The organism is Anaerospora hongkongensis (genome assembly GCF_004339805.1).
GTDB classification, from domain to species: Bacteria; Bacillota; Negativicutes; order Sporomusales; family DSM-15969; genus Anaerospora; species Anaerospora hongkongensis.
This window is the reverse complement of the sequence record NZ_SLUI01000006.1, coordinates 43,399-59,438: the sequence shown is the minus strand read 5'-3', so window position 1 is coordinate 59,438 and position 16,040 is coordinate 43,399. Positions and strand designations below refer to the sequence as shown.

Below are 16,040 nucleotides of genomic sequence, written 5' to 3'. Positions count from 1 at the left end.
AGTGTTTTCTACCGTAAAACCCGACCAGCATTTAAAACAGCCAGCAGAGCCACCCCTACATCAGCAAATACAGCCTCCCACATCGTGGCTGCACCGGCGATGCCCAACGCGATAAACACCCCTTTTACTCCCAAAGCAAAGACTACGTTCTGCCACACAATTCGCCGGGTCTTGCGCCCAATCTGTATGGCCTCAGCAACCTTCGACGGCGCATCAGACATAATAACCACATCGGCAGTCTCTACTGCCGCATCAGAACCTAATCCTCCCATGGCAATGCCCACATCGGCTCGGGCGATAACGGGTGCATCATTAATACCATCACCCACAAAAGCAATCTTTTTCCCGTTTTCTGCTCGCTGTAGAAGTTCTTCCACAAACGCCACTTTCTGTTCCGGCAATAGTCCCGCCCGGTAAAAATCCAGACCTAGCTTAGAGGCAACATCCTGGGCCACTAGCTCCCGATCGCCAGATAACATCCCAACTTGCTCCACACCTGCCGCTTTAAGCCCGGCAACAATGGACGGCGCGTCTGCCTTCAATTCATCCGCGATTACCAAATACCCGGCGTACACCTGATCAATAGCCAGATAGACTACCGTGCCCGCTTCTTGTACCGGCTCAACGGTGATGTTCTCCCGCCGAAGCAGACGTTCATTCCCAACAAGCACTTCTTGCGTCCCAATTCTAGCCCGGATCCCGTGCCCGGCGATTTCCTCATAGTCGGCTAGTGAGGAAGCATCCACTGATTGCCCATAAGCCTCCATGATAGACTGAGCAATCGGGTGACTGGAATGCACTTCGGCAAACGCTGTCAGTCTAAGCAGTTCTTCCTCAACAAAACCTGTTTGCGGATAGATTCCGGTTACTTTAAACACACCTTGGGTCAAAGTGCCTGTTTTATCGAAAACAACTGTCCGAGTGGCTGCCAAGCTATCCAGATAAGTTGAGCCTTTAACCATAATACCCCGTTTGGCCGCTCCCCCCACACCACCGAAATATCCGAGGGGAATACTAATAACCAAACCGCACGGACAAGAGATTACCAATAGAATCAGAGCCCGCCGCATCCAGTCGGCAAAAGCCTCACCTGGCCAGATAAGGGGGGGTAAAAGGGCCACAGCTACTGCGGCCAGCACGACCACCGGCGTATAATAGGTGGCAAATTTTGTGATAAATTTTTCGGTCTTGGATTTTAAACTGCTAGATTGTTCCACCAGTTGAATAACTCTCGCAATTGCCGATTCGCCCACAGGTTTGGTGACCGTAACCGTCAACACACCCGTCTGATTCACCATACCAGCCAGAACTACCTCGCCAGGACCAACCTGACGGGGCACAGACTCACCGGTCAAAGCTGCCGTATTCACCCGGGACTGTCCGGAAGTAATTTCACCATCCAGCGGCACCTGCTCACCGGGTTTAATGATAATGACATCCCCGATCTTTACCGTGTCTGGGGTCACTTTACTAATCGTATCCCCTTGTTTTAGATTGGCATACTCTGGTCGCAATTCCAACACGGCGACAATGGACCGGCGGGACCGCTCTACAGCTAAATCCTGTAAAAACTCACCAACTTTAAAAAACACCATAACACCTACGGCTTCCGGCATTTCATGCAACAAAAAAGCTCCAACCGTAGCGATTGTCATCAGAAAATTTTCATCAAAAAACGTCCCCTTGCTTGCATTCCGGACTGCACTGAATACCACATTCCAGCCGCTAATCCCATAGGCTAGCAAAAAAACAACGTATTCAGCAATAGCATACGGAGTGTCATGTAAAGCGTCCCGAAAGATTGACCCCACTACTAGTAAAGCCAATGCAGTACCAATCAAAACAATCTCACGGGTAGTATTTAATTGACCGGCACCATGTTCATGATTGTGTTCATGTCCGCTCATTTTCCTGCCCTCCTTCATATGGCCATCGACCTTTTAATCGTGTTTGATATGTTCCAAGCCCTGGAGCATTAAGCTCACTACATGATCATCGTCCAGGGAGTACCAGGCTTCTTTGCCTTCCCGGCGATATTTGACCAGTCTGGCACTACGTAGTACGCGAAGTTGGTGGGAAATTGCCGACTGCCCCATGGAGAGCGTTTCGGCAATATCGCACACGCACATTTCCCGATTCGTTAAGAGATACAATAGTTTAATTCGGGTACCATCACCTAAAATCTTGAATGTTTCCGCTAATTGCTGCACTGTATTTTCTGGTAGCAGTTCAGCCTTTGCATGGCATATCGTCTCAGGATGCTCGCAATACTCTTCACACATATCATGTAATAAATCTTTCATACGTCACCTCAAAAATACAATTAACCTTAAGCTTTTGCACCACAACCTGGACAAAACGCAGCAGCGGGTGGCATTTTCGCACCGCAGCCTTTGCATGCCGCCGGTTCTTGACTCGCCCCACATGAAGGGCAGAATTTAAATCCAACTTGTACTGGTTTGGTGCATTTTGGACACGGCGCCTGTTCCACCGCCGGAGCAGGAGGATAGCTATCTGTAGGTGAATTTTGGCTGCATGGCTCGCGATATCCATTATGGTGACCGTCATGGCCATGATGATGACGATCGTAACTGCCACGATGCCTATCGCCATGATGTCCGCCGAATACCCTAAAAAGATCTTCAAAGCCCATGATTTCTGTACAACCTCCATTTAAAAAATATAGCCTATTTGTTTCTCAATATCTTGCAAAGCCTTAATATCGCATTGCATGAATATATGTTCATATGTATAATAATAATGGGTGGCAAACATTCTTGTCAAGTCCCTCAACTTGGCCAAAGAGTGGCGACCACACATCGTCATCATAATAGGAGTGATATATTGGTAAAACATGGACAACTTTCAATCGCCATGGTTTGTGTTATTCTGGGATTTATGCTGGCTATCCAATTTCGCACCACACAGGATATTCGCTCTTCCTTGCAATTTCAACGGGCCGAAGATCTCACCCAACGTCTGATTCAAGTAGAAAAAGAACGCCTCTCTCTCGAGAACCAGGTGCGCGACCTACGCCAAAGTCCTTCAAATGATGCGGCCATGAAGGATTTGGAAAACATTAAAATGGGCGCTGGGGTAGTAGCACTACAAGGTACTGGCATCATTGTCACTGTGGACGATACTAAACCAGCTTCGCCTGTCGGGAGTAAAAATCCCAATTTGTATTTAATAAAAGATGAAGATATTTTAAAAATCCTCAATGAATTGCGAGCAGCCGGCGCCGAGGCCATTTCTGTCAATAATCAACGCCTGATTGCTTCTTCCGAAGTCCGCACAGCTGGACCATTTATATCGGTCAACAACACAAGCTTAGCTGCCCCCTTTGAAATCAAAGCCATCGGAGATCCAGCAACGCTGGAAACGTCCTTAAAAATTCGCGGTGGAGTCATAGAGACTCTGCAATTTTGGGGCATCCAAATTGTGGTAAAGCGGTCAACCACCATAGAACTTCCGGCCTTTAAAGACACGTTTCATTTCAAATATGCCCAACCAATCCCGAATGGAGGTAAATAGCGATGATTTTACCTGTCCTCGGCATCCTGCTTGGCCTTCTCGTTGGCACTTTTTTACCAATTAGTATGCCAATCGAATATGCTAAATATTTGTCAGTAGCCTTGCTTGCTTCGTTGGACTCAGTGTTTGGCGGTTTACGAGCAGGAGTAGATAAAAAGTTTGATAATCTAATTTTTATGAGTGGCTTTTTCACTAATGCGTTCTTGGCTGCCGGACTCGTCTACATGGGGGAACGGATTGGCATTGATCTCTATTATGTGGCTCTCTTAGCCTTTGGTCTCAGAGTTTTTCAAAACTTGGCTATCATTCGCCGCCATTTCTTAAAACGGTAACCGCCATGACATTACCAAATTCGCATACCACTGTCACTAATAAAAGGAGGCTATTATGAAGCTTTACCGCCAACCACTGTTTTACTTGGCCAGCCTTATGATTATCTTCATCAGTTTGGCTTGGTTCTTGTTTGTCACTCCTATCGGTGTACCCATTCTGGCGTATCACAAAGTCAGCACTGACGACACCATCTATACTATCAACCCGGAGTTGTTTGACCGTCAAATGCAATATTTAGCTGAAAATGGATTTACAGCTATTTCCCTCCCCCAGTTAGCTGACGGCTTAGCCGGTAAGCGCGATTTACCTGCTAAGCCTGTTGTAATTACCTTTGACGATGGTTATGAGGATAATTTCACGACGGCACTGCCGATCTTGGAAAAATATGGACTGAGGGCCGCCGTGTTCATTGCCGTCAATAAAGTCGGTCAGCCTGGATATATGTCTTGGGATCAAATGCAAGCCATGCAGGCACGTAATATCGATATCGGCTCTCATACTCTGTCGCATACTGCGCTAACTACACTAAGCCCGGCCCAATGGGAGCAAGAAATCCAAAATTCTAAACTTGAACTGGAGCAACGCTTAAGTAAACCAGTTACCTTTCTAGCCTATCCCCATGGCCTGTTTTCGCCAGCCATGTTTGAATATCTAAAAAGCGCTGGTTATAATGGAGCATTTTCCGGTGTTACCGGGCTTAATTTTAAGGATGCTAACCTATACGAACTTAAACGCATTTCTATTTTTGGCCCTAAGTTAGATTTATGGAGTTTTCGTCTCCGACTGGCCAAATCAAATATCGAAAGTCTACTGGGAATATAAGTTTTTCTTCAGACTCGCCAAGTACTACCCGCCTTTGTTTTGCCGGTAGTACTTGGCGTTTTTTTGTTCTGATGTAGCTAAAGAACCATGATCATATATTAGTGCATTGATTCGTTCTAGCTCACTCATTAAGGCCGATCGTAAAAATTACCAACAAAGTATTCTTCCATTTCTACTACCCTGACTGCACATTCAAACATAACTTGGAAAATTACCTAGAATAATCTGCCCATCTCATCGGGAATAGTTAATATATCAAATTTTATCACATACAAAGGAATCGAGGTGATGAAGTATTCGCAGCACTGACCGCCCCTACCGCACCATCATGGGAATAGCAATTGCCATACTTCTTATTGCATTTTGCTTCACTTCTCCATTTCGACAAGCGTATACTCTTCCGGCCCATACCTTACTGTTTGCTGATGAGTCACAAATTTCCGTTGCCACTATCCCTTATCTCATTACTGCCAATGTTACTTCCCTCGGACGAGCCCCGGCAAAACTCGCCTCTACTGTCCCCGTTTTCTCCCCACAACAAGTTAGCGGTCATGGTTCCATCGACTTTAAACTCTTTGGAGTTGTACCCTTACGTACAGTTCAATTTGATATCCTACCACCGGTAAAGGTCATTCCCGGCGGCCAGTCCATCGGCACGTCACTCCACGCGCGAGGTGTCATAGTTGTAGGTTTCTCTCCTATATCAGCGACATCTCGTTCATCTGCCAATCCTGCCAAAGATGCCGGAATCCAGACTGGTGACGTCATTCTTAGTGTGAATAATACCTATATGTGTACGGAAAATCAGCTCGCAGAAACTATTGACATAGCAGGAAAAAAAGGTCAGCCGCTGAATGTTTCGTTACAGCGCGGCACTCAAATTCTCTCTCTTTCGCTCTCGCCGCTCCTCTGCCCGGAAACCGGTCGTTATCGAATTGGCCTGTTCGTGCGGGACAGCGCCTCAGGAATCGGCACTCTAAGCTTCTATGATCCTACTTCCCGCGTCTATGGCGCTCTCGGCCATCGCATTACCGACAGCGATACCCTACAACCGATTGATTCAGAAGAAGGTAATGTTGTTCTTGCTTCGATTCAGGCTATTCAACCAGGAAAACTTGGGCGACCTGGCGAAAAGATTGGTATATTTGCCAATGGCGACACTATCTTAGGTGATGTTCAGAAAAATACTCAATTCGGCATTTATGGACAGCTGAGTTTTTTACCTCAAAACGATTTATATACAAAAGCCATCCCCGTGGCTTCCCGAATGCAAATTCAACTAGGACCGGCAGAAATCTTAACCGTAATTGAAGGAACTACTGTAGAACGTTTTACTATTGAAATTGAAAAAATTAATCCCCAAGATTATCCTGCCAGTAAAGGCCTTGTGATCAAAGTCACCGATCCCCGACTACTTGCTAAAACAGGTGGCATTGTACAAGGTATGAGCGGCAGCCCCATTATTCAAAATGATAGGTTGATCGGTGCCGTCACCCACGTCTTCATCAGCGACCCCAACAGAGGCTACGGTTGTTTCGCCGACTGGATGCTCATGGAGAGTGGTTTAATTCCCAAAACAGAAAAACTGGTTTCTTCACTTCCTTTCTTTCGGCCTTTACCCCAAAATGAAAATTAGACTATTGTTAGTTCGCACTGTCGCTTTACCTGCTAACGAAAAATCCGCCCTTATAGGGCGGACGTCATTGTCAGTTTCTTCTTTAATTATGGTAAATAGCTAAGCGGGTCATTCGGCGCGCCATTCACGCGCACTTCAAAATGCGAAACAGGCCCTGTCGTATAACCAGTTTCGCCAACTCTGGCGATAGGCTGCCCTTTGCGCACTATTTCTCCTTCGCTAACTAGGAGTTCTGAGTTATGTCCATATAGCGTAGAATAGGTGCCATTATGCTCAATAATAATTGTTTTACCATAACCGCTAATCCAACCAGATGTAATAACAACACCGCCATCAGCAGCTATAACAGTGTCACCATAATCAGCGCCGATGTCAATCCCGGCATGAAGACGTTGATTGCCAAATATCGGATGGGTTCGCCAGCCAAAGGGCGAGGTAATCGGCCCTGAAGCCGGCCAGATATAGCGACCTGTCACCTGTCCGCCGGTTGGCGCCTGTCCACCTTTTCGCGCTCTTATCATTGCTTCTATTCGGCTTGATGCCTGCTGCAGCTCATCATAAGCGAGTTGGGCAGAGCTTCGCTCAGTTTCTAAGTTATCCAGCACATCCCGCTTAGCCTGATAACGCGACGCCACCATAGTACGTTTTTCCACTGCCTGTTGGCGGAGGTTTTGCACAACAGCTAAATCGCGTTCAAGCTCGTTTTTTTTCTGCGTTACCAATTCCCGTTCTGCTTTTGCCTTAGCAATCAATTCCATGTCGGCACGAAGCACCCGCTTGAGTAGTTCATACCGAGTAATAAAATCGCTAAAGTTAGTAGCACCGAATAGCACATCAATATAACTGACCTGACCATTCATATATATATCACGTATTCGCTTATTCAGAACCTGGGAACGAACAGCAATACTGCGTTCGGTCTTTTGGAGCAATTCTTGGTTTTCCTCTACTCGTTTCTGGGTTGCCATGAGTCGGCTCTCTACCGATTTTAGCTCGTTTGTATTACGCTCTAGATCAGTCTCAATGGCATCAAGCTGACCAGATACAGTATTAACCTCTTGTTTAATTTGATTCACTTTGCCCAGTTGTTCCCGCATTTTGCGGGACAGGCTTTCTAACGTACTCTCGTATTGTTCTGTAGCCTCCGCAAATGCTACCGGAATCGTGGTACCTAACTCACCGATGGTCGCAATCAGTAACAAAATAGCAATTGCCTGCCTCTTCCATTTTTGCATGTTTACCCCCAACGAATGTCTTCCAATGAACACAAAGTACAATAAAGCGACAAAATAGTATTCGTCTTGTCGATCGCAATTCCCTCCCATAGAAACTTTACGTTCACGAAAACGCGTCATAAAAAGACTGGCAACACAAAAAGGCCAGCAATAATCACTTCTTTTGCTGGCACTCGTTAATAAACTTATTTGGTTGACGTGACCTTCATTAGGGAACGGCTTCTTCTTTTGTTCGAATAATTACATCTTCTACATAGCGTGCGTAAGCCCGATTCTCTTCCACCCGCGTTATCACATAACGCTTATTTTCCCCAGTAATCATCTCATCGCCTGGGTTTACGGTTACGACTGATACATACATTAATGTTATACCAGTCGCTTGATCCAATATAATATAATATTCGTAAGGGGATTTGGTCGGAACCAATTGTTTTTGTTGAGGCAATGGTAGATATTGGGGAACATAATACCAAAGTCCAAGAATAAGGAAAATTCCAGCGAGAAGTCCAGCAAAAACCAAGATTAATTTATTCTTACTTCTGGATTTCATATGTTATCATTCACTCCTGTTTCAATTTTCCTTATAATAATAGCTTGTCCGTCATCATTTATTTTATAATTATAAAATAAAATAGCGTGCACAGTTCATACTTCTTAGCCACCGCTTCTTAACCCGTGAACTTTCAGCTTTTAAAATAAGGACGGGATGTTACTCATGCTAGATACACCTATACGTTTAACTACACTACTGGAAATAGCCACTATTTTGGTACTTATCGCTTTGTTCTTGGACTATTCCCACATCCTCCGACGGCCCTGGCGCCCAGCACTAATTTTGGCTATAGTAACTATCTGTGTGGGAACATACCTTACCCTAAGCGCCGTTTTGCCCACTAGTTCTTTTTACGGACCGGTTATCTACCAAGGCTCACAATCTGACAAAGTAGTAGCCTTAACCTTTGACGATGGTCCAAATCCACCTTATACATTGCAATTGCTAGATATTCTTACTACGTATGATGTAAAAGCAACCTTTTTTCTTATCGGTCAAAATGCCGAAAAATATCCTGAGACTGCTAATGCTATAGCCCAAAAGGGCCATCTGATAGGAACCCATACTTATACCCACTCCGACCTCCTCAAATTGGCCGAAACCGACATCCTAAAGGAACTGTCCCAAAGCGCGGTTGTTATCGAAAATGCAACCGGAACGCGCCCTAAATTTTTACGGCCACCACACGGTTTTCGTGATTCACTGGTCCTGCAGTTCTCAAAAGAGCAAAAGCTGGATATTGTACAATGGTCGGTTATGGCTGAAGACTGGAAAAAACCCGGTGCAGACGTCATCGCTAACCGAGTTTTAAATAAAATAAATAATGGTTCTATTGTTCTGCTGCATGACGGTGATGGAATAATTGGTGGGGATCGTAGCCAGACCGTGGCTGCGGCGGAAATCATCATAAAAAAATTAAGACAACGAGGCTTTCGATTTGTCACGGTCAAGGAGCTTCTGAACTAATACTCTCCTAGAACGAAAGCGCCGTTAAACCTTATCAAAAAACAAGTGGTATTTCGGCTTAGGATCTCACGTTCCAATTAGGACAAAATATTCTACCGTTGAACCCCATCATTTACCAGGCTACTTCGAGTATATGCTATAACTAAAGACCCTGTCCTAGAGTTCGGTAATTAGAGAAACCGTTAGGACAAGGTCTTTACAATTTCCAGTAGGACTGTCTCATTGATCACAAACCGGACAGCCTTGCATGCGGAATGGTTTTTCCAGATGGGCGGTGGTTAAAAGCTCATCTTCGCAGAAAATATCCAGGGTAGGAGCATCGCAATCACGGTCCCCGCATACAGAACCACGGTCCGGGGGCAAATGTCCAAGATCAGATCCAGGTCATGAGTAGCGATAATTTTTGTGTGCTCAAGGTTTTTAACAGGTTAATCAGTTGCCGGCGGGCCAAGGGATCCAGGCCGGCTGTGGGCTCATCCAGGATGCAGGAATCCAAAGCCAGTACGGCGGCATAACCACCGACCGCTTCTGTCCGCCGGAGAGTCGCAGGGCGCTCGGTCTTTAAGATGTGGGGCTCTCACAGTGGTGAGAATAGCTGTAACCCAGGCATCGACTTCAGCCAGCGTTCGTAATATGCATGTCAGTAAGTCTTGGACCAAGGCATGCCGCTATTGGCCTTGATTTCACGGCTTAGTTCATCCATACCTTTGATGGCGGTACTGGAGATTTGCTGGTCAGCCTAGGCTTGGATCATATATCCCCACTCAACCTGCTTTTGCACCATTTGTGTTCTTTGCTCAAGCGCTTGCTGCTGCCAGGTAGCAAGCTGCGCCTTTTGATCGTCAGTCAGATTGTTGTAGGTTTGGCCATAATAAGGGCAGTACCAGTTACCTGGTGTTTGGGCCGTGCCTTGCACCGGTGCGGCCGCAGCCAAGCCGCTAAAGGATACTACCAATAAGGCAACTAGCGCAAGCAGGGTTACTTTTTTCATGAACACCATCTCCTTCATCTTATTGATTTTAGTATAGATGGTATTTATGGCATAAGTTGGGCCAAATTCGGAACAAAGTAGGAACTTCTCAAGCATCATTTCCTAACATGCCTGCACACGCTTCTTATCCTGCATACGCAATTGGGTCAACAACAACTACAGATGCTATACCCAAGTCTAAGGCTACTTGGGTGTAGCCTGCTTGTAATACCACGGAAGGATATTTCATAATTAGTTTTACGCCTACTCCTGGCAAAATTCCCATCGACATCAACTTCCTAAGAATATTTTTGTCTTGTGTTACCAGTTCAACGATAGTACCTTCTTGTCCATTTTGCATATTAGTTATTGGTATAAGTTTTGCATTTTCATTTAGTTTGCTCATTCTTTTTGCCCCCAACTTTTAATCCATTTTATCAACTTTGGCTCTCGCAATATCTCATATCCGCAATTTGGGCATTTCGCCTTGTTGCAGGATTTACTCATCGCACATCCGTTACATGCGCTCCGAGCTTGACCCTCAGGAAACTCATAACTACAAAAGCCACATTTAATCATTGTAATAGTCCTGTCAGCGTAAGTAACCAGTTAATAAAGGCTCCGCCAATAAAAGCAAATGGGAAAATGAAGGCTGCCATTGCGAAAGCAGTTTTAGCTCCACGCTCTTTAAGCATCATCGAGAATTGTGCTATGCAGGGAACAAATAGAGTTAGCGTTGCAGCGGCAACAACCAGTTGTTGCGGTGATAATGCTCCCGAGTTTTGCAAGTCATACAAGCCGGCAGCCCCGTAATCGCGACGGAAAAATCCGAACAGGAAGGCTTTTGCCGCTTCGTCTGGTAAACCGATAAAGTTTACTATCGGTTTCATAGCATTAATTAATTGGTCGAAAACCCCAGTAAGATTACCTGCCCAAATCAGTATGCTCGCTAAAATGAACAGCGGAAGGATTTCTACGAAGTACCATTGCATTCTCGTGTATGTTTTTGTTAGCACATTCGCAATACGCGGGATTCGAAGCGGCGGAACCTCCATATAGAAAGTTGGTTTAGTGCCTGGCATAATCTGAGCAGTAAGGAAACCTATCAGAAGGAATATAAGGGTAAGAAAGCCCGCCCAAACAAGCATCGCGCCTGGAACTCCGGATAATAGTCCCATAATAACTCCCAACTGAGCCGAACAAGGAATAGCTAATGCCAGTAATAGTGTCGCTATAATTCTTTCCCTGCGCGTCTCCAGTGTTCTACTCACCATGGTTGCCATAGTATCACAGCCAAAACCGAGGGTCATGGGAATTACAGCCCGACCATTCAGACCAATCTTTTTAAATACGCGGTCTACTAGCATGGCAACCCTTGGGAGATATCCACTGTCTTCAATAACAGAAAAGGCGATGAAGAAGGTGCCGACAATCGGCAGAATGATTGCAATAGCATATCGGATGCCAAGCGTTACTATTCCGTAGTCTCTTGCAATAAGCTCCTGTAGCCACATCCAAGGAATATAGGTATCAACTACCCCGTTTATCCAAGGGTTGATATATTCACCAAATATATCTTCCTCCAGAAAATCCACAATGACTCCCGCACCAAAATCTCCTACAAATTTGTAAAGGCCAAAATAAAGTACTAACAGTAAAATCGGAATACCGGTTATTGGGTTCATTGTAATTCTGCTTAACTTCTCCGCTATGGAGCTACCGCGCTGAGCCGTCTTGGCTGTAACCACTGAACTGGTAATACTGTTGATGCATCGCTGCCGCAGCAAAGAAATAACATACTGTAAAGGTTTGTCGTATTGAGCTTTGAGCTTGGAGACAATCTCACCAATGCGGATATAGTTGCTCTCCTCTTGCGTTTTCACCATTTGGACTATATCTTCATCCTCCTGGATGAGCAAAAGTGCAATGGCTCTTTTCGAAATTACATATTTAGCCTTGAGTAATTCCGTAATCTGTGCAATGGCTCTTTCGATTGCGTCATCATAGGTAACACTAAGCAACTTGGACATAGTAATCAATCCTTTCCTTTAGGCGATCAATCCCGTTATTAAGGGCAGCTACAGTTGAAATCACCGGTATTCCAAGCTCTGCTTCCAATCTTTTCACATCGATCATAAGCCCCAACTGTTCTGCTTCATCCATAATATTTAGTACCAGTATTACAGGTATTTCCGCTTCAATAAGCTGAGCTGCCAAAGGAAGCATCCTTTGGATGTTTTTTGCGTCAATTACGTGGAGAACAGCTTTAGGATTTTCGCTAAACAGCAGATCTCGCGTTACCTTCTCTTCTTCTGTGATGCACATAAGTGAATACATTCCAGGGGTGTCTATAATTTCAAACTCTTTACCGCCAATCTTCCCACGCCCTCTGGATACCTCAACAGTTGTACCCGGGTAGTTGGATACGGTTACATACGCACCGGTTAACCGGTTAAAGAGAAGGCTCTTTCCGACATTCGGACTACCGACTAATACAATCTTATCCAGTCCGTGAGTATCTTGCTTGACCTCTCCATGGCAATTGCCGGTGCCCAGCAAAGTGGAAACCAAATTCTTATACCATGGAGTGTTATTGGAGTTGCAATTACAATTCATATATCTTCCCTCCCAAATTAATAACAATATTCATTATCAGTAATAACTCAAAAAAATTATGTTCCAATTACGCCAAGTCTTTTGAAAAAAAATAAGCTTTGCAGTTTTACCGTGATTTTACGGAATTGTTGTGGAACTTGGTCACTACAATAGACTTCAATATTGTCCACGTCAAATCTTTGATAAAAGTTAATTATGTCAGGCGTCGGCTTTCCCAATCGCACGGATGGGATTAGTGGTAATCATTATCAATAAAACTTAAAAAAAGTAGCAGCAGAACCTGGCTAGCCTGCTGCGTAACAACGCCCAGACGCTTTTTCGTATCCCTCCTAATCACTTGCCGGCGGCAATCAGCTTTTTTAAAAATAGCAGCTTTTCTAGCTTGACACTAACAGTTTTGAAACGCTGTGCCACATCGCCAACATAGTAAACGTTTATCCCTTCTACTACAGCCTTGGGGTAGATTTGCACCTTCTCTGGATCAATTCCCAGTCGCACGGACGGGAGCTGCAACTCGCAGCCACCCCCACAGCAACCGCCAGGGCGCCTGGCAATTGTAACAGTGATCGCTTTATCCTTATTTTTCTTCATTATATAATTGCGGGCATCGGGTTCGATAATGATATTCATTTTGATCCCTCCCAATTCATGTTTGAAAATTTTCAAGCAATGATTCGGGTAATGACCGGTTCCGCCTTCTTATCCGCACGGACTTTATTGTCAACGTACTTGATATACCAGCCAGACAGTGTGAACGCCAGTATTCCGCCGGCTATGCGGGCGGCCATTGCGGAAATCCCCAAATCTCCATATAGACTGTCACCAGCCAAGGCTCCTGCAAAATGGCGATTAAGGGCAGTATGTACACAATAAAAGCCGATTTTAGGACATTTACTTCTTTTACCTCAATGGCGACTCGCTGGCCGAGTTTAGCACCTAGCGCGTTATTCACGCTGATCACAATTGCCGAATTGCCAGGACAGTCCCCGCAGTTCTCACAGTCATTGTGGCGGGTGGTCTTTATTTTACCTGCGCGTCCCTGTACTTCAATGACTATCCCTTCTTGTTCTTTGCCTAACCCGCTGATCCCCCCCTTTTATACTAGGCAATTGGGTTACTCCTCTTTACTATTCACTTTTAGGAGACGCAGGCTATTTAGCGTAACTAGAATGGATGCCCCCATGTCGGCTAGGATGGCCAGCCACAGAGTAAGCCAGCCGGGGAACACGGCGATTACGGCCACGGCTTTAATAAACAAAGAAAAACCGATATTTTGCCGGATGATCGTTAGCGTCTTTTTGCTTAGCCGGATAGTAAAAGGCAACTTGCTTAGATCGTCAGCCATAAGAGCAATATCCGCCGTTTCCAGCGCAGTATCCGTGCCGGCACCACCCATTGCGATACCGACGGTCGATAAGGCTAGGGCCGGGGCATCATTGACACCGTCGCCAATCATGGCCACCTTGCCATATTTGCCTAATAGTTCCTGCACTGCGGTCACTTTATCCTGGGGTAAAAGTTCAGCTCGGTAATCGTCAACCCCTACCCGTGCGGCCATTGCTTTGGCTGTCGCGGCGTTATCACCGGTCAGCATGATGGTATGCCGGATGCCGGCTTCTTTTAAGGCCGCGATTGCAGCGGCGCTAGTATCACGCACCTCATCGGCTACGGCGATAAGGCCCAGGAATTCGAGCTTAGTTCCCATAATCATGGCCGTTTTACCCTCTTTTTGCAGTTGTTCCACTTTTGTGGCTACTGGCGCCAGTGATACGCCGAGTTCGGTAAACAACCGCGGATTGCCGATATAAACCATTTGGTCGTTAATCGTGCCTTGAGCACCTCTGCCCGTAATGGCTGTAAAATCTTCCACTGGATTAACTGGATAGCCTCGCCCCTCTGCTGCTTTAACGATAGCCACCGCCAGGGGATGTTCGGAACGGGCTTCCAAATTGGCCGCCATTTCTAGGAGATTGCCTTCCGGCAGTGACCCGATAGGTACCACATCGGTGACAACGGGCTCGCCTTTGGTAAGAGTCCCTGTCTTATCGAAAGCAATGGCATTTAAGGAACCCGCTTCTTCAAGGTAAATACCGCCCTTAATTAAAACACCTTTTTTTGCGGCATTACTGATGGCACTCACAATAGCCACCGGGGTAGATACTACCAGCGCGCAGGGGCAGGCTACTACCAGAAGCGCCAGGCCCCGGTAAATCCACGGTGCCCACTCGTAGCCAAGGAAAAGGGGCGGGACAAATACAATGCCAACAGCTAATGCCATGACAATCGGCGTATAAACAGCAGCAAATTTCTCAACAAATGCTTGGGACGGAGCTCGTTTGCCTTGTGCTTCTTCTACCATGTGAATAATTTTTGCGATTGTCGTATCCTGAACCAGCTTTGTCACCCGCACTTCAAGGGAGCCATTAGTATTGAGCGTTCCGGCGTAAACTTCCGCTCCAGGACCTTTTTCCGCCGGGATGGATTCACCGGTGATAGCTGCCTGGTTAATGGCCGATTCACCTTTGATAATTACGCCGTCCATGGCAATTTTTTCCCCAGGACGGATGATCATAATATCATCAACCCCAATTTCTTCGACTGTTACCTCCACCTCGCCGCCATTGCGCCGTACCCGTGCCGTCTTCGGCGCAATATCCATCAGTTGACGGATGGAGCGGCGGGCTCTGTCCATCGTCCATGCTTCGAGCATTTCCGATATGGCATACAGGAAGGCAACTGTGGCTCCTTCTTCATATTGACCAATGGCTAAAGCTCCCAGTACGGCCACAGTCATCAACACACTCATATTAAAGTTGCCACGCGGCAAAGCGCGGGCCGCTTTCTTAAAGTTTCCCCAGCCGCCCAGCACCATGGCCACAATATAAAGGGGAATAAAAACCAGGACCGGGCCGCCGAATTTCTCCAGGCCATAGCCGACGGCTAGACTAACACCGGAAAGAATGGCGCGGCGCAGTTCCCAATCGACTTTTTTCGTCGACGCCGCCTTTGCAGGCTCATGCTGAGCGTCTACAGGATGTATTGTATAGTTTTCTTCCTGTCCTAGCCGGCGAATAGCCTCCAGGTCAGCCGCCCCTTCCACCGTCAGTTTACCGGTCATGGTATTAAGCGCTGCATTGGTCACTCCCGGTAATTCATTGACCGCCTTTTCAAATTTCTGTGCACAATCCATACAGGTAATGCCGTCTACTTGGAACACACCAGCCGCCTTGGCTGAGGCTGGCCTTATTGGGTTAATTGTATAGTCCTCTTCTAAGCCCAGCCGGCGAATAGCCTCCAGGTCAGCCGCCCCTTCCACCGTCAGTTTACCGGTCATGGTATTAAGCGCTGCATTGGTCACTCCCGGTAATTCATTGA

The 16,040-nt window shown here is 46.2% G+C and carries 18 protein-coding genes; 5 read left to right on the top strand and 13 right to left on the bottom strand.

Annotation, left to right across the window (positions count from 1 at the left end; all coding sequences use genetic code 11):
• Window positions 1–8 precede the first annotated feature (8 nt).
• The 3 genes from EV210_RS09905 to EV210_RS09895 are packed head-to-tail and all read right to left on the bottom strand — an operon-like array spanning window position 9 to window position 2,653.
• On the bottom strand, window positions 9–1,907 hold the full coding sequence (locus tag EV210_RS09905) for a heavy metal translocating P-type ATPase (RefSeq protein ID WP_207900699.1): 1,899 nt from the start codon (window positions 1,905–1,907) through the stop codon (window positions 9–11).
• A gap of 33 nt (window positions 1,908–1,940) precedes the next feature.
• The gene (locus tag EV210_RS09900) at window positions 1,941–2,303 is read right to left on the bottom strand and encodes an ArsR/SmtB family transcription factor (protein ID WP_132079352.1); all 363 of its coding nucleotides are present in this window, start codon (window positions 2,301–2,303) and stop codon (window positions 1,941–1,943) included.
• 26 nt (window positions 2,304–2,329) lie between these two features.
• Entirely contained in the window at window positions 2,330–2,653 is a 324-nt protein-coding gene (locus tag EV210_RS09895; RefSeq protein ID WP_132079349.1) for a zinc ribbon domain-containing protein, read from the bottom strand.
• 221 nt (window positions 2,654–2,874) lie between these two features.
• Between EV210_RS09895 and EV210_RS09890 the strand changes: the two genes are divergently transcribed.
• The 4 genes from EV210_RS09890 (at window position 2,875) to spoIVB (ending at window position 6,325) form a co-directional block, all read left to right on the top strand.
• Complete coding sequence (locus EV210_RS09890) at window positions 2,875–3,534, top strand: DUF881 domain-containing protein (protein ID WP_243650517.1); 660 nt, start codon at window positions 2,875–2,877, stop codon at window positions 3,532–3,534.
• A 2-nt stretch (window positions 3,535–3,536) separates the two neighbouring features.
• Complete coding sequence (locus EV210_RS09885) at window positions 3,537–3,866, top strand: small basic family protein (RefSeq protein WP_132079343.1); 330 nt, start codon at window positions 3,537–3,539, stop codon at window positions 3,864–3,866.
• A gap of 55 nt (window positions 3,867–3,921) precedes the next feature.
• Entirely contained in the window at window positions 3,922–4,689 is a 768-nt protein-coding gene (locus EV210_RS09880) for a polysaccharide deacetylase family protein (RefSeq protein ID WP_243650502.1), read from the top strand.
• A 328-nt stretch (window positions 4,690–5,017) separates the two neighbouring features.
• The gene (spoIVB, locus tag EV210_RS09875; RefSeq protein ID WP_132079340.1) at window positions 5,018–6,325 is read left to right on the top strand and encodes a SpoIVB peptidase; all 1,308 of its coding nucleotides are present in this window, start codon (window positions 5,018–5,020) and stop codon (window positions 6,323–6,325) included.
• An 86-nt stretch (window positions 6,326–6,411) separates the two neighbouring features.
• Here spoIVB and EV210_RS09870 read toward each other — a convergent pair whose 3' ends face one another.
• Both EV210_RS09870 and EV210_RS09865 read right to left on the bottom strand, forming a co-directional pair.
• On the bottom strand, window positions 6,412–7,560 hold the full coding sequence (locus EV210_RS09870; RefSeq protein ID WP_165898856.1) for a murein hydrolase activator EnvC family protein: 1,149 nt from the start codon (window positions 7,558–7,560) through the stop codon (window positions 6,412–6,414).
• A gap of 208 nt (window positions 7,561–7,768) precedes the next feature.
• Window positions 7,769–8,110: a stage II sporulation protein P gene (locus EV210_RS09865; protein ID WP_132079333.1), complete on the bottom strand. Its 342-nt coding sequence runs from the start codon at window positions 8,108–8,110 to the stop codon at window positions 7,769–7,771.
• A 165-nt stretch (window positions 8,111–8,275) separates the two neighbouring features.
• Between EV210_RS09865 and EV210_RS09860 the strand changes: the two genes are divergently transcribed.
• Complete coding sequence (locus tag EV210_RS09860) at window positions 8,276–9,079, top strand: polysaccharide deacetylase family protein (RefSeq protein ID WP_132079331.1); 804 nt, start codon at window positions 8,276–8,278, stop codon at window positions 9,077–9,079.
• A gap of 739 nt (window positions 9,080–9,818) precedes the next feature.
• Here the strand turns inward: EV210_RS09860 and EV210_RS09855 are convergent.
• From EV210_RS09855 to EV210_RS09825, 8 genes are all read right to left on the bottom strand, one after another.
• Window positions 9,819–10,070 (bottom strand): DUF2680 domain-containing protein, encoded by a 252-nt coding sequence (locus EV210_RS09855; protein WP_165898855.1) that lies wholly within the window; start codon window positions 10,068–10,070, stop codon window positions 9,819–9,821.
• Window positions 10,071–10,194: 124 nt separating this feature from the next.
• On the bottom strand, window positions 10,195–10,455 hold the full coding sequence (locus tag EV210_RS09850; RefSeq protein ID WP_132079325.1) for a FeoA family protein: 261 nt from the start codon (window positions 10,453–10,455) through the stop codon (window positions 10,195–10,197).
• 169 nt (window positions 10,456–10,624) lie between these two features.
• Complete coding sequence (locus EV210_RS09845) at window positions 10,625–12,079, bottom strand: ferrous iron transporter B (protein ID WP_132079322.1); 1,455 nt, start codon at window positions 12,077–12,079, stop codon at window positions 10,625–10,627.
• Window positions 12,063–12,665 (bottom strand): FeoB small GTPase domain-containing protein, encoded by a 603-nt coding sequence (locus EV210_RS23090; RefSeq protein ID WP_132079319.1) that lies wholly within the window; start codon window positions 12,663–12,665, stop codon window positions 12,063–12,065. Before EV210_RS23090 ends, EV210_RS09845 begins: the two co-directional genes overlap by 17 nt.
• 333 nt (window positions 12,666–12,998) lie before the next feature.
• Window positions 12,999–13,295, bottom strand: a complete 297-nt coding sequence (locus EV210_RS09835) for a CC/Se motif family (seleno)protein (RefSeq protein ID WP_132079316.1) — start codon at window positions 13,293–13,295, stop codon at window positions 12,999–13,001.
• 32 nt (window positions 13,296–13,327) lie between these two features.
• Window positions 13,328–13,453, bottom strand: coding sequence for a SoxR reducing system RseC family protein (locus EV210_RS23085; protein WP_243650501.1), 126 nt, complete (start codon window positions 13,451–13,453; stop codon window positions 13,328–13,330).
• Entirely contained in the window at window positions 13,438–13,689 is a 252-nt protein-coding gene (locus EV210_RS23080) for a SoxR reducing system RseC family protein (protein WP_243650516.1), read from the bottom strand. The genes EV210_RS23085 and EV210_RS23080 overlap by 16 nt, the downstream gene beginning before the upstream one ends.
• Before the next feature lie 90 nt (window positions 13,690–13,779).
• On the bottom strand, window positions 13,780–16,040 hold a 2,261-nt coding region (locus EV210_RS09825; protein ID WP_481157915.1), incomplete at its 5' end, for a heavy metal translocating P-type ATPase.